Origin of the sequence: Anaerotaenia torta (assembly GCF_050433395.1) — a bacterium.
Lineage (GTDB): Bacteria > Bacillota > Clostridia > Lachnospirales > Lachnospiraceae > Mobilitalea > Mobilitalea torta.
Genome location: NZ_JBNPXH010000002.1, coordinates 314,875 through 329,100 on the forward strand (window position 1 = coordinate 314,875; position 14,226 = coordinate 329,100).

Here is a 14,226-nt window from a genome sequence, read left to right on the forward strand (position 1 = left end):
ACAATTCACAGGGCAATGTCAGTTAGTTAAGACCCGAGGGCTGTACCAAATCCCTTTTACTTGCCTTATCTTCGCGTGTTCAGGACGCTCCGCTTCACAAGATACGCTCAGACGGTCAGCGTAAAAGTGACTTGATGGAGTGCCATCCGCCTGACTGCCCTGTGAACTGTAATTCAGCTTCTCTTCGGACAGCCTCCGCAGCCGCTGCAGCCTCCGGTCATGGCTCTCGGTGTTACGTCCATCTGGTAATTCTGCATGCTTTCCAGCAAACAGGCCGCGTTGGCGGCAATTCCCTGTCCGGTTCCGGTAAATCCCAGACCTTCTTCCGTTGTGGCCTTTACATTGACCCGCTCCTTCTCTATATGGAGCGCTTCCGCAATATTCTTGACCATCTCCGGAAGATAGGGCGCGAGCTTCGGCTTCTGCGCAATAATGGTTGCATCGATATTCTCAATCAGATACAGCTTATCCTCCAGCATTCCTCCTACCTGCTTCAGCAGCTCCAGGCTGGAAGCTCCCCGGTATTCTTCTCTGTTATCGGGAAAATGCCTTCCAATATCCCCAAGGGCCGCAGCGCCCAATAACGCATCCATGATGGCATGAAGCAGGACATCGGCGTCGGAATGGCCCAGCAGCCCCTTTTCATAAGGGATCTTTACGCCCCCAAGGATGAATTCTCTATCCTCCACTAATCTATGAACATCATAACCTGATCCTATTCTCATTAGAAGTTTAAACCCTCCTTACTATATTTATACGGAGCCTGTATGGAATTTCTCCGGATTAAAAGCCAGATGCAAGCTCCGATAGCCTACATTATACATGAATTGTTTCCGTTAATCCAGTAGAGAATTCCAAAATCGGAGGACAAATGAAATCACGGTATATTCAATATATTTAAGGCATCAAAAGAGGATGCTTTTGATGCCTTAATGAATTATCTTATTAAATAATCTTTATTATAAATAATCCTTCATATATTCTCCATGTGCCGCAATCAATTCATCACACATGGCAACAATATCGTCAATGGACAGCTCCGCAGCCGTGTGAGGGTCCAGCATGGCCGCCTGATAGATGTTCTCCCGCTTTCCGGTGCAAGCCGCCTCAATGGTCATCAACTGGGCATTGATATTGGTCATGTTCATGGCTGCCAGCTGTACCGGCAGTCTGCCCACATGGCAGGGATGAATTCCTCCCGCATCGACGAGGCAGGAAACCTCTACACAGGCATCTCCCGGAAGATTATCGATCAGACCGGTATTCAGCACATTGCCGCCGATCTTAATGGGCTTGTTCGTTACCACCGCTTCCATGATATAGGATGCATACTCATGGGAACGCTCATGTGTGATCTTTCCGTCCTGCAGAATGTTGTTCTTCTCCTCTTCCCAGCCTGCAATCTGATTCACACACCTTCTGGGGTATTCATCCAGCGGGATATTGTACCGGTCAATCAGCTCCGGATACTTCGACTTAATATAGAAGGGATTATACTCTGCGTTGTGCTCGCTGGATTCGGTGCAATAATAGCCCAGATGCTTGATATAATCATAACGCACCATGTCATTGTGCTTTTCTTTTGCATTTTTCTCTAATGCACGCTTCTTGATCTCCGGATACAGATCCTTGCCTTCCTTATCCTTAATATCCAAAAGCCATGCCATATGATTGATTCCTGCAATAAGCTCACTGCGCCCTTCCAGCTTGTCCTCCATGCCCAGTCCCTTCAGCAGCCACTCGGAGCATACCTGAACGCTGTGACACAGGCCAACGGTGCGGATCTTAGTGTATCTCTGCATATATCCGGTGAGGATCGCCATGGGATTGGTGTAATTTAAGAACAGGGTATCAGGACATACCTCTTCCATATCCCTTGCAAAGTCCCGCATAACAGGAATCGTCCGCAGTCCCCGCATAATTCCGCCGATTCCCAGGGTGTCCGCGATGGTCTGCCTGAGACCGTATTTCTTCGGAATCTCGAAGTCAATGATAGTACAGGGATCGTAGCCTCCTACCTGGATTGCATTCACTACAAAGTTAGCATCCCTAAGGGCGTCCTTCCTCTGCTCCACCCCTAGATAAGTCTTGATCTTCGCTCTGGAAGAATTAACGTTTTTGTTGATTGCCTTAAGGATGATCTCTGATTCCTCCAGCCTCTTGGCATCAATGTCATACAGGGCAATCTCCGCTTCGCAAAGGCTTGGCGTACACATGCAGTCTCCAAGGACATTTCTTGCAAACACTGTGCTTCCGGCGCCCATAAAAGTTATTTTTACCATAGTCTTCTTCTCCTTACCGTTTGTAATCTGATACCGTTTATTATATAATGGAATAAGGGCAGAATCTATGTCATTTGTTTCGGAAAATTGTTATTATGTTGACTCTATTGAGGTCAATACACCGCTGTTCATTATTTGAAAGGAGAACCTGCTATGAAAATGATACCGGTGCCCGCTAATCCATCCGTTCCCGGAAGACCTCTGGTGCTATACCACTGCGGCCACGAGGAATGCAGCCCCTCCCATTCCTTCGGGCCTGCCATCCGTCCCCATTATCTGATTCATTTTATCCTGCACGGACATGGTACCTACCATGTCAATGGGACGGTTTATCATGTGGACGAAGGCGAGGGCTTTTTAATCTATCCCGGCATCACCACCTTCTATTGTGCCGATGACCGGGATCCCTGGGAATATTGCTGGATCGGCTTTGACGGCTACGACGTGCCCGCCGTGCTAAAGAGCTGCGGTCTGTCCCACACCAGCCTGATCCTGAAGGACTACAGCAACGGCCTGCTATGGAAGGAGCTGTCCGCTCTGATACTGGACTTTACCGAGCAACGGGGCAATGAGCTGTCCTATCTGGGCCAGCTCTACCGCTGCTTCTCCTACGTTTGCCGTCCTGCCGGAACACCTCCGGGAATTGTGTATGAAAATTACATCTCCAGAGCCATGGATTATATCCACAATAACTATACTTACGATATCCGTATTTCGGACATTGCCAGATTCCTCTGCATTGACCGCACCCATCTCTATAAGCTGTTTATCCGGGACACCTCCCAGTCTCCCCAGGAATATCTGATCCGGTACCGCATCAAGATCGCAAGACAGCTGCTGGCTGCCTCCGACCTGTCCGTGTCGGAAATTGCGTATTCCTGCGGTTTCCGGGATGCTTCCTCCTTCAACCGGCATTTTAAGAATCACCTTCATACCACGCCCCTGAAGTACCGGAAGCAGCCCGAACTTCATCAGGGTTTCTTATCCAGCACATAAGGGATCGTAACAACGGCAATGTGCCGGTCACGAATCAGTTTTTTCCGTATTGCAAAGGCAGTCTGGTTATGCAGCAGATTCTGCCAGGACTTGCTTACAATAAACTGCGGTATTACCACGGTGATCATATCTCCGGGGCTGGATGCATGCTCCTCCGACTCAATATATTTCATCAGCGGCCTGACAATCTCCCGGTAAGGGGAATATTTAACGATCAAAGGAACCGGAATTCTGCACTTTCTCCACTGCTCTCTCAGATATTTGGAGTTCTCCTGATCAATGGACACATGGAAGGCAATGATATTCTTATCCTCCGATAAGCGCCGTGCATAATTGATTGCCTTCAGAGAAGCCTTGTTGAGGGAGCCTATGATGACAATGGTATGCTTCTGTACCTGAATCACACTGCTCTCCGCCGGAACCTCCTCCGGCTCCAGCTTTAACTGACGCTCCGTATCCTTATAATGAATATTGGTCATCTTCATGAGAATCATCAGCACGGCCATAAGAACCAGGGCAATCCATGCTCCCTCCAGCATCTTGCTGTAGGCAATGCTGAATACCGTTGCAACGGTCATGAGCGCACCCAGGCCGTTGATCAGTATCTTATGAACCTTGCCCGGCGCATCGCTCCTCACCCATTTAAACAGCATTCCCACCTGGGACAGGGTAAAGGAAATGAACACTCCAATAGCATAAAGAGGTACCAGGTCATGGGTTTCCGCACGGTAGATAATAACCAGAACCCCGGCTGCCGCACTTAAGGCCAGTATCCCGTTGGAGAAACCAAGGCGGATTCCCCGCATACCGAACTGTCTGGGCGCATACCCATCCACTGCCATCAATGACAAAAGCATGGGCAGTCCCGCATAAGAGGTATTGGCCGCCATAATCAGGATAACCGCCGTAGAGACCTGCAGAATATAGAACCAGATTCCATTCCCGAACACCTGGGAGGCAATCTGTGACAGCACGGTAACATCATAATTGGGAACCGCATGATAGATCGTAGACAGGAATGCCGTTCCGCCAAAGATAATTAAGACGAACATTGCCAGAAGACCTAGCACCCGCTTTGCATTCTTCTGGGCCGGTTTCTTAAAATTAGGAATGGCATTGCTGACAGCCTCCACTCCCGTAAGCCCGGAGCAGCCGGCCGCAAAAGCACGGATCATCAGGAAAAAGGTAATATCCCCCACCGCATCGGGAATCGGATAAACAGACCGGGGAACCTCACCAAGGATATATACCTTCACCAGGCCGGTTACAATCATAATTAACATGGCTATAATAAAAATATAGGTAGGAATCGCAAATATCTTTGCCGATTCCTTTACCCCTCTGAGATTGCCGATGGTCATCAGCAGGATCAGAAAAAGAGTAACTGCCACATTATAGGGCAGCAAGACCGGAATCGCCGAAGTAATTGCCGCCGTACCCGCAGAGGTGCTGACCGCTACGGTCAGAATATAACCAATAATTAAGGATGCTCCCGAAAGCAGGCCCGGCTTTTCTCCCAGGTTTTCCTTGGCGACGGTATAGGATCCTCCGCCGTTAGGATAACTGTCAATGGTCTGGCGGTAGGAAAACACCAGAATAAGCAGCAGCAGTACAATGGCTACGGCAGCCATAAACATATATTGATAAGCCGCCAGTCCGACAACCAGTACCAGAATCCACAGAATTTCTTCAACCGCATATGCAACGGAAGAGATGGCATCGCTGGCCATAATGGGCAGCCCCCAGAACACTCCCAGCTTCTCACCCTGAAGCTCTTTATTGTGCAAGGGCTTGCCGATAATTATTTCTTTTAATTTCTCCAACATTTCTCTCTATACTCCTATCGCAGCTTGTGAATACCGGCCTTTCGCCGGCATCAAAATAACATCACTAATTTCGCTATGCAGTATTATACTTCCTTATCTTCTTGAAATATATTCCTGCCTGTATTGATTCCGGCCAAACGCCGGGTCCGCGGCATATCTTGCCGCCCCGGCAAGGGACTGTTGCCCACCGTAATAAACTTGTCCTTTAGTTCCTCCGGCAATAGTCCAACGTGAATCGCCTTAGAGATATCCAGCACAAATCCAAACCCACCGGCCAGATAGACCTTCGCTACCTGATCCCAGTCCGCTCCGTAGCTTCTTAACAGCAATTCGATTCCCGCCCGGATTGCAGCTATGGCAAGCTGAGGATCATCGTAGTGTTGCCGGCAATGTCGATGCCCTCTATTGCAAGGCTTTCATCCGCCTTTCTCCGTTCAGGCCGGACACCCTGAATCACCTGAAGAATCAGAGTCCGCATGCTTTCCCTGATCATTCTCTTCAGCTCTTCTCCTTTTCCCTCTGGGGAGGCCTTTATTCTGGAAATCACATCTGCCCCATATGCTCTCTGGGGATTTACCATGGTGGAGGCAGACAGAAGCTCCCGGCTCTTCCCTTCGGTCAGTTGAGCCGCAAGCGTGATGGTTCCCAGGTCAATTCCGATAAAATAACCGGCTCTCCCCAGGCGGAGCGGTTCCTCCGTGCCCTGCCGACAGAATCGCCATGGAATCCTCCTCATAGACAGGCACACGAATGACAATATCCTCCCCGGGATATGCCTTGCAGGCCAGACGGTATCCGCTTTCCAGCTCCTCTTCCGTTAGGAGACGGACATCCGCTCTGCTCTTCTTTGGCTCCCCGGAGACCACCTGTACCTTGCACTGTCCGCAGGTTCCCCTGCCGCCGCAATCACAGCGGTAACGGACACCCTGCCGGAGCATCGCCTCCAGGAGCGTCTTTCCTTCCATACATTTTATTGCAACCTGCTTATCCTCTTGCAGTATTGTGATCTGACACCATTCTTCCATAGGCCCCACCATCATAAATATTATTCCACCAAAAAATGTGCTGCACAACCGCAACACATTCGAAATAGCGAAGGACGGATTTGAACCGCCGACACTGCGGGTATGAACCGCATGCTCTCGCCAACTGAGCTACTTCGCCATATTTTACAAAGAAAATGGGACCTATAGGGCTCGAACCTATGACCCTCTGCTTGTAAGGCAGATGCTCTCCCAGCTGAGCTAAGATCCCTTTTCAAAAAGTACTTCTCCATTATATTCACTTTGTTTTGTTTTGTCAATAGGGCAGTAAAAAGAATATTATTGTCTATGACCGTCGTTCCTTATGCTATTCTATCCTCTATTTCCGGTAATGCATAGAGCGTATCCGGATCAATGTCAATACACTTGCCTGTATCCCTGTCTCCGCCTATATCCCACGCCAGTGTATCATTCAATATAGTACAGGTGCCTATAAATATGTTCTTATCTTTTAACGGCTGGAACACTTCCTTTTCTAATAAAGGGGCAACATTATACAGAACAATCTTACCATCATCAAAATATACAGTGACCGTATAATCTTCATTGGGAACGACTTGGACTACTTCACGAAACATAGTTTGCTGCACCTCCTTTTATACCAAAGGATTAATTCTGTTTAAAGGCTTCCCATCCTTTGATAATTCCCAGTTTTGCATTAATTCATCCTGATGAATGACACACCATGCTAAAATCAGCTTCAATTGCCTTGACGGCAATAAACCATTAAATCACTCTGGATTTACAGATGTCTACTATCGCTTTATTTCCATTATACTCAGCATGAAAATGAGGCGGATTATGGTCGTCATAATACATAGTCACTCGTATTCCATAAAACAATGATATTTCCGGCATGTTCTACCTCCTTCAAGTTAAGATTTGCGGATAAATTCATTCCTATAACTTATATTACCGCAAATCTATAAAAAAACATATAAATTCTTTTTCACAGCTAAGATAGCAGCCCTGTCAACTCCTCCTGGTACACAATGTACAGCTCATGGAGCGCACGGGTGATGGCTACGTAGAGCAGCTTCGCATCCTCGTCTCCCATCCGGTAGCTTTCCTCATCCGGATTCCATAGAATAACCGCATCAAATTCCAGCCCCTTTGTCATGTGGATGGGCAGCACCATTGTCCCGTTGGAGAAGGTCATATTCTCCATCTCCTCCGACTGTTCTATGTCCAGAGAAGAGCTTAGAAGCTTTCTCACCTTCCCTGTCTCTTCCACGGTTCTGCATATAATTGCAATTGTATCGTAGCCGGAAGCCTGAATACTTTTTACCAGGGAAACCGTCTCCCCTGCCATCTGTTTTTCGTTCCCGGCCCGGATCAGTATGACCTCTTTCCCATGGCGGATGATCGGCTCAATATCGTAGGTTTTAAAGGAGCATTTCCGAAGAACCCTACTTGCATATTCCGAAATCTCCACCGTGTTGCGGTAGCTCTTGGCCAGCACGTAGAACCGGTCCTTCTCTGCTGAGAATACCTCCTGCTTCAGTATCTCCCAGTCATTCATTCCCGTATCATAATAAATATTCTGCGATACATCTCCCATGATGGTATAAGTGCAATTTTTAAACAACACCTTAAATATCTGAAATAACATCACACCAAAGTCCTGGGCCTCATCAATCACCATATGGCCTACATATTCATAATCCCGGGTCATCTTAATCCGTCTTTTGATATAGTTCAGCATACCAAGATCATAAATATCCAGCCGCTTTCCCGCCAATTCCTGAAGAAGCAGTCCGGTAATCTCCTCTCCCGCCACCTGGATGCCCTGATTCAGATATCTCTTCCGGTCCTCCCGCAGACTGCCCAGGAAATCCTGATAGATTCCCATCAGATCCGGCTTCTTGCTGCGGTTCCCGAAGTAATTCCTGTATTTGTTAATCTCAGCGCGAAGGTCCTCCTTTTTCATCTCCGTCTCCTCTCCCAGAGATTTAATCTTATAGGCCAAACGCTTATTCAACAGATCAATCTTCTCCTGGAGGGGCAGTTCCTGGAAGAAATCCAGGAAATACAGAATCTCTTCCCTGGAATACAGCACCTGCCGATCCACGGTGACGGTTTCCGTCGTTACCGTATTAATCTCATATTGCTTCATATATGCCATGAGCGCCCGTATAAAATGGATGGAGCCCTTAAACCGCTTCAACTCCGACATTTCCTTAGAGGATACCTCCTGAGATGATTCTCCTCTGCGGGATGTCCCCTTGTCCAGCTTCAGAAAGCTGTTGGTCAGGGAGTACTTTCCCTTCTTATAGTCAAAATCCTTATCCAGTAAGGAAATCAGAAATTCCTCCATGGTCATCTGATTGACATTGTATACGTCCAGATTCGGCAATACCCCGGTGATATAGTTCAGCAGCATTTTATTGCTTCCGATGATATAGAATTCATCCGGCCTGAATTTGTCCTTATAATTATACAGGATATAGGAAATGCGGTGCATTGCCACCGTGGTCTTTCCGCTTCCCGCTACCCCCTGCACAATGACACTGTGCCAGGGCGTGTCGCGGATAATCTCATTCTGTTCCTTCTGGATGGTGGCAATGATCTCACCCAGAACCACCTCCTTATTCTTGCTGAGGTATTTTGTCAGGAATTCATCATTTGCAACCACATCGGAATCATAGAAATCAATCAGCTTGCTATTTTCGATTTCATAGGTTCTTTTTAAGAACAGGTCAATTTCAATCTGCTCGCCTCCCGGAGTAAGATAAGAGCTCCTTCCGATATCGTTCTCGTAATAGACGCTGCAAATGGGAGCCCGCCAGTCTATAATCATATTCTCGGTAATGTTTCTTCTTACCCCGTTCTTGCCCAGATACAGACAATAGCTGGTCTGATCCCCTGTCTCCCGGTAATCGATCCTCCCGAAATAAGGCTTTTTCAATGCCAGCAAATTCTTATTTAAAATCCGTTCCACCTGGGATTTCATATCCAGTCCGATCACCAGGTCATTGTGCAGCTCCGGATTGTTGGAACGGTAATTATCGTACAGTTCCTTCGTCTCCTCACCGAGTTTTTTGTACTCCTGTGTGTATTTATCAACATTTTGCTGTATCACGGCAACGCACTGCTCCAGATGCTGTTCCTCCAGCCTCCGCTCCGGGTTATGGAGCGCCTGTGCGCTCTCTCTGACCACTGCTTCCTTCTGTTCTCCTGCGTTCTGCATAATAATTAACCATACCTTTCTACTGCCTGTGCAGCTGCGACATACAAAGTCTATCCTGTGTCTCCTGTCCTGTGCATAGGGATCGCCATATCCTCCCGTATTTACTGGCTGATTTCTAATCTAATCTTACCAGCAAAAAAAAAAATTACTAGACTTTTTCTTTTCTGTGTGTTATGATGCATACTGAAGTATGCCTATAGGGGAACCGGAAGCTGTCAGAATATTCTGACAGCTTCTTTATTTATCGTAAGAAGTTTATCCGCCTATATGATACTATACTCCACAGGATGCACATACCGCATTTCTTCTCAATTTCTTCTCCTCTTCTCACGACCCGGTTGACTTATAATGCCGGATTCCCAGCTTCCAGAATAGAAAACAGGGAATTAGGAACAGGCAGCCCGCCAGAGGCAGCAGCATGTAGCCCATATTCTCCGTCCTCCCGATCAGATATAGAAAGGGATAGTACTGGAACAACGCATAGGGCACAATATAGGTACAGAACCGAAGCACCCTTTTGCCATAAATGTTCACAGGATATTTTCCGTACTCTCTTGCTCCGTCTGTCAGGACATTCATAAACTCCAGCCCCTCCAGGGTGAAGAAACAAATGCTGGCATAGACCACAAAGAGACAGCCGAAAACCACAGTTCCCCCCGCAATCATCAGCACCAGCGTAACACATCGGGTAATATCCCAGCGGATACCGGAGCCTGCAATCCCATAAATCAGCATCAGAATCGCCTGAAAAGTCCGTCCGAAACGGGAAAACTCAATTTTCCCCGACACCACCAGTAAAACCGGATTTCTGGGTCTTAGCAAAATCCGGTCAAACTCTCCGTTTCCAATGGTTCCCGCAAATACATCAAAGCCCCTCATAAACATTTCCGCCAGGGAAAAGCTCATCAATACCACGGAAAAACACAGCAGCACTTCAGCAAAGCCATATCCCCGTACCTCCTGAAAACGGTCAAACATAAATAATATCCCTAAGAATACATTGAAGGATATTAAGAACTGCCCAAGGGTAGTGAGTAAGAACGATGTCTTATATTGCATTGCCGCCTTCAAATGTATCCCGAAAAATTTCATATAAAGTTTCATAGCAACTATGCCCCTCCTTGAATTCATTAACAGTGATTTTTCCCGTGTGCAAACGGCAAAACCTTTACCCCTATCCGTCCCTATCCATCAGCCGCCCTGAACTACGACCCTCTTTAATGCCGTGCGGATGAGCACCTGTCCCAGGAGGATTAATACAGCCGCCCAGAACAGCTGCAGACCTGCCCGGTATAAAATCTCATTCCCCGCAATATCTCCGGAATAGATCCGCAGGGGGACATTCTGCATGGAAGCAAAGGGAAGCATTTCCACTGCCTGTCTTATCCCGTCCGGCATAAAAGGCAGGGGCACTACGGCTCCGGACAGGAATTCCCCCAGTGAAGTGGATATAATTTTAATACCGCTTGAGGAAATCGTGAAAAAAGCGCTGATATAGACCAGCATACCAAAGGCAATCACCACAAGGAACCCAAGGACTGTGGTAATGACAAACCAGATTGCAGCAATGCCGCCCGCAGGCAGCGTAATTCCGTACGGCCTCGGCAGCAGCGCGGCAAAGAGCAGGATGGGCATACAGCGCAATACGGCTTTGGACAAACGGCTTGCCATGGACCGGAAGAACCACATCTGGTACAGCTCCATGGGCCTGCACAGCTCATAGGCGATCTGCCCGTCCACGATCATCTGAAAGATATCATTTTCAAAAAACCAGCCCATGAACAGGGCCAGTAATGCCTGCTGAAGCCAAACATAAGTGGACAGGGCCTGGAACTCCATGGGAAACACAGCCGGATTCACCTCGTAAAAGGCTTTATACATCAATAGATTGAGGCCGCCCCAGGCAAACTGTGTCACAATGCCCGCCGCTGCCGCTGCCCGGTATTGAAGTCCCGCAATAAAACGCATCCGAAACAGGGCATAATACATCATCCTGCTCCCATGCTTACGATCCTTTTCTATCATGAAATTATCACCTCCATAGGATTAATGCGCAGCAAAAAGAGGGGTGCCAAAGGATACGGCCTCAAACACCCCTGCTATCATATTATATTTGATATTGGTGATATAACTCAGCCACTACTTCATCAATGGAAGGACCGTCTACCGAGATATCATGAACCTCCGCCTGGTTGGAGATCCAGGTAATCGCTTCGGATACGCTCAATCTCGCCAGATCGATATCGAATACCTCCAGACGCTTTCCTTCGGGAATATCCGATGGATTCTCTGCGGGAATGTCCGATGAATTCTCTGGGGTTTCTTCCGGCTGGTTCCCTGCGAAAGCCCCATTCCGGCTCTTCCCTGTTCTCCCCGGCTGGTCTCCGGTAACCACCGGCAGCAGCCCCGGGCATAATGCGATGGCTCCTCCGCCATGCTCTACCGTCAATCTCTTGAAGTTGGAAAACTGCCTGCGAATCTCCTCCAGACTGCCGTCCATGAGAATCCTGCCTCTGCCGATCAGTATAATCCGTTTGGTCAGTGTCTCAATATCCTGCATGTCATGGGTCGTGAGAATTACCGTTGTTTTGTGGGTCCGGTTCAGCTCCAGAATAAAATCCCTCACCGCTATCTTAGACACCGCGTCCAGTCCGATGGTGGGCTCATCCAGAAACAGAATCCTGGGGCTGTGGAGCAGGGACGCCGCAATCTCACAGCGCATCCTCTGTCCGAGGGAAAGCTGCCTGGCGGGAGTGCGCACAATCTCCTTCAGGTTCAGGAGCGTCACCAGCTCCTCCAGATTGTTCTTGTAGGTCTGTTCCGGAATCCGGTAGATATCCCGCAGCAGTTCAAAGGAATCGATCACGGGCACGTCCCACCATAGCTGGGAGCGTTGTCCGAAAACAACCCCGATCTCCTTCACATGTGCTGTTCTTTCTTTCCATGGGACTCTGTTGTCGATAAGGCATTGCCCGCTGTCCGGTGTTAAAATACCGCTTAATACCTTGATTGTGCTGCTCTTACCCGCGCCGTTGGGGCCGATATATCCGACCATCTCCCCGTCTTCAATGGAAAAGGAGATGTCATCCAGCGCCTTGATGCATTCGTACTGCTTGTGAAATAAAGCCTTGAATGCTTCTGAGAATCCGGCATTGCGCCGGCTGACCTTAAAGGTCTTAGAGATATGTTCCACTTTGATCATTTTGCTCCTCCTGGTAGTAATATTTTTTCAAATATCTTGCCAAGCGACGGCGTACCTTGCCGGTACACTTTTTTTCTTGGATTTTGCCAAGAAAACCCGTGGTAAATATTCAGTTAGACAGAAGTACATTCTAACACTCCACGGAAACAATGTCAACGAAAAAAACAAGGATGTGAGCTGCAAAACTAAATTCCACCTTACCATGGAATTTACTTCTTCCGAACAGCCTAATCATCTACATGGAATTTACTCTTTCCGAAAATTAAGATATCATAGTATAAAACATGGTTGCCCTCCTTGGTTCCTGTGGAGGATATGATTATGAAGAAACAAAAACACTTAACTCTTGATGACAGAACTAACATCCAGCTCGAACTTGGCAATGATTCCTCTTTCAAATCCATTGGCCTTTTGCTTGGCAAAGATTGTACCACTATCTCAAAGGAGATCCGCGCACACCTTCTCTTTGAAAAGACAGGTTCCTATGGTAAAGCTTTTAACGACTGTATCCATTCTATTCGTCATGATTGCGACCTTCGTTGTGTCTGCCAGCGTTGTACCACCAAAAAACGCCCCTGCTGGTCCTGTGGTCAATGCACTGGCTCCTGCCTTTCCTATGAAAAATACATTTGTCCTCGTTTAAGCAAACCTCCCTATGTTTGTAATTCCTGCGCAAATCGTACCAGGTGTTGTCTAGAAAAGGCTTTCTATAAAGCTTCTTATGCACAGGCACAATACGAGACCCTTCGCTCTGAATCCCGGTCCGGCTTTGCCATCTCTGAAGCAGAATTAAAACATCTGGATGAGGTCATTTCTCCTCTGCTTAAGAACGGACAATCCCTTCATCACATTTCCATTTTTCATACGGATGAAGTCATGAAGTCAGAACGGACCTTATATACCTACGTCAACAACGGTCTTTTTTCTGCCAGAAATATCGATATGCCACGCACCATACGGATGCGTCCCAGGAAAGGGAAAGCGAAAGCCTTAAAGATTGATAAACAATGCAAAATTGGCCGCACTTATGAAGATTATAAAAAATATCTCCTGGAACATTCTGACGTCTCTGCCCGTCAGCTGGATACCGTAGAAGGGGTCAAGGGTGGGGCCGTTTTACTGACCATACACTTTGTGAAACAAGATTTACAGCTTGCTTTTTTACGCTCTTCCAACGATTCACAATCCGTGATTGATATCTTCGAAAAGTTATATCTGCAGATGCGTCCCGATATTTTTATCGAAGTATTCCCTCTTTTCCTGGCGGATAACGGAAGCGAGTTTTCCAACCCTGCGGCCATGGAATACGACAAGCAGGGAAATCCTCGCTCAAAGCTGTTTTACTGCAATGCCAATGCTCCTTATGAAAAGCCGAACTGCGAAAACAATCATGAAATGATTCGAAGGATTATTCCCAAAGGGGTAGACATCGGACAATACACACAAGACCAAATCGACTTAATGATGAGCCATATCAACTCCTATGCGAGAAAATCTCTTGGAAACAAAAGTCCATATGAAGTGTTTGCCTTTCAGTATGGGGAAGAGCTTTTAAAACTTTTTAACTTGAAAAAGATACCCACTGGGGAGATTATCCTTACTCCAAAACTTTTGAAGAAAAAAAATCTGTAAAATAAAAAAACAAACCAAGGTCAGGGAGTTTACACAACCATCAAAGGGCCCCCAC

At 47.4% G+C, this 14,226-nt stretch carries 15 protein-coding genes and 2 tRNA genes; 2 read left to right on the top strand and 15 right to left on the bottom strand.

The genetic code is table 11. The features are described 5' to 3' along the window. Positions 1 to 173: 173 nt before the first annotated feature. Both ispF and melA read right to left on the bottom strand, forming a co-directional pair. Positions 174 to 725 carry a 2-C-methyl-D-erythritol 2,4-cyclodiphosphate synthase gene (ispF, locus tag HNQ56_RS05145; RefSeq protein WP_429143474.1) on the bottom strand — a complete coding sequence of 184 codons (552 nt, stop codon included), beginning with the start codon at positions 723 to 725 and terminating at the stop codon, positions 174 to 176. Positions 726 to 959: 234 nt separating this feature from the next. Then, positions 960 to 2,282, bottom strand: coding sequence for an alpha-glucosidase/alpha-galactosidase (melA, locus tag HNQ56_RS05150; protein WP_429143475.1), 1,323 nt, complete (start codon positions 2,280 to 2,282; stop codon positions 960 to 962). Between the two features lie 153 nt (positions 2,283 to 2,435). Here melA and HNQ56_RS05155 point away from each other — a divergent pair, with 153 nt between their 5' ends. Beyond that, positions 2,436 to 3,278, top strand: coding sequence for a helix-turn-helix domain-containing protein (locus HNQ56_RS05155; protein WP_429143477.1), 843 nt, complete (start codon positions 2,436 to 2,438; stop codon positions 3,276 to 3,278). Here the strand turns inward: HNQ56_RS05155 and HNQ56_RS05160 are convergent. From HNQ56_RS05160 to HNQ56_RS05220, 13 genes are all read right to left on the bottom strand, one after another. Beyond that, positions 3,254 to 5,104, bottom strand: coding sequence for an APC family permease (locus HNQ56_RS05160; protein ID WP_429143479.1), 1,851 nt, complete (start codon positions 5,102 to 5,104; stop codon positions 3,254 to 3,256). The two genes, HNQ56_RS05155 and HNQ56_RS05160, sit on opposite strands and share 25 nt — an antisense overlap. A gap of 83 nt (positions 5,105 to 5,187) precedes the next feature. Then, positions 5,188 to 5,433 (bottom strand): ASKHA domain-containing protein, encoded by a 246-nt coding sequence (locus tag HNQ56_RS05165; protein WP_429143481.1) that lies wholly within the window; start codon positions 5,431 to 5,433, stop codon positions 5,188 to 5,190. Positions 5,434 to 5,456: 23 nt separating this feature from the next. Continuing rightward, positions 5,457 to 5,840 carry a hypothetical protein gene (locus HNQ56_RS05170; RefSeq protein ID WP_429143483.1) on the bottom strand — a complete coding sequence of 128 codons (384 nt, stop codon included), beginning with the start codon at positions 5,838 to 5,840 and terminating at the stop codon, positions 5,457 to 5,459. Beyond that, a complete protein-coding gene (locus HNQ56_RS05175) occupies positions 5,755 to 6,129 on the bottom strand; it encodes a 2Fe-2S iron-sulfur cluster-binding protein (protein ID WP_429143485.1) in 375 nt (124 codons plus the stop codon). The genes HNQ56_RS05170 and HNQ56_RS05175 overlap by 86 nt, the downstream gene beginning before the upstream one ends. 65 nt (positions 6,130 to 6,194) lie before the next feature. Then, a tRNA-Met gene (locus tag HNQ56_RS05180) sits at positions 6,195 to 6,268 on the bottom strand. A 17-nt stretch (positions 6,269 to 6,285) separates the two neighbouring features. After that, positions 6,286 to 6,358: transfer RNA gene (locus tag HNQ56_RS05185), tRNA-Val, on the bottom strand. 91 nt (positions 6,359 to 6,449) lie between these two features. Then, positions 6,450 to 6,725: a DUF2442 domain-containing protein gene (locus tag HNQ56_RS05190; RefSeq protein WP_429143487.1), complete on the bottom strand. Its 276-nt coding sequence runs from the start codon at positions 6,723 to 6,725 to the stop codon at positions 6,450 to 6,452. Between the two features lie 18 nt (positions 6,726 to 6,743). Continuing rightward, positions 6,744 to 6,866 carry a DUF4160 domain-containing protein gene (locus HNQ56_RS05195; protein ID WP_429143488.1) on the bottom strand — a complete coding sequence of 41 codons (123 nt, stop codon included), beginning with the start codon at positions 6,864 to 6,866 and terminating at the stop codon, positions 6,744 to 6,746. Between the two features lie 7 nt (positions 6,867 to 6,873). After that, on the bottom strand, positions 6,874 to 7,005 hold the full coding sequence (locus HNQ56_RS05200) for a DUF4160 domain-containing protein (RefSeq protein ID WP_429143490.1): 132 nt from the start codon (positions 7,003 to 7,005) through the stop codon (positions 6,874 to 6,876). 97 nt (positions 7,006 to 7,102) lie between these two features. Next, the gene (locus HNQ56_RS05205) at positions 7,103 to 9,337 is read right to left on the bottom strand and encodes a HelD family protein (protein ID WP_429143492.1); all 2,235 of its coding nucleotides are present in this window, start codon (positions 9,335 to 9,337) and stop codon (positions 7,103 to 7,105) included. Positions 9,338 to 9,664: 327 nt separating this feature from the next. Continuing rightward, positions 9,665 to 10,441: an ABC transporter permease gene (locus tag HNQ56_RS05210; RefSeq protein ID WP_429143494.1), complete on the bottom strand. Its 777-nt coding sequence runs from the start codon at positions 10,439 to 10,441 to the stop codon at positions 9,665 to 9,667. Between the two features lie 87 nt (positions 10,442 to 10,528). After that, positions 10,529 to 11,362, bottom strand: a complete 834-nt coding sequence (locus tag HNQ56_RS05215) for an ABC transporter permease (protein ID WP_429143495.1) — start codon at positions 11,360 to 11,362, stop codon at positions 10,529 to 10,531. A gap of 82 nt (positions 11,363 to 11,444) precedes the next feature. Beyond that, the gene (locus HNQ56_RS05220; protein ID WP_429143497.1) at positions 11,445 to 12,539 is read right to left on the bottom strand and encodes an ABC transporter ATP-binding protein; all 1,095 of its coding nucleotides are present in this window, start codon (positions 12,537 to 12,539) and stop codon (positions 11,445 to 11,447) included. Positions 12,540 to 12,860: 321 nt separating this feature from the next. On the opposite strand from HNQ56_RS05220, the gene HNQ56_RS05225 reads away from it, so the two are divergent. Further along, entirely contained in the window at positions 12,861 to 14,171 is a 1,311-nt protein-coding gene (locus HNQ56_RS05225; RefSeq protein ID WP_429143499.1) for an IS30 family transposase, read from the top strand. Positions 14,172 to 14,226: the final 55 nt, after the last annotated feature.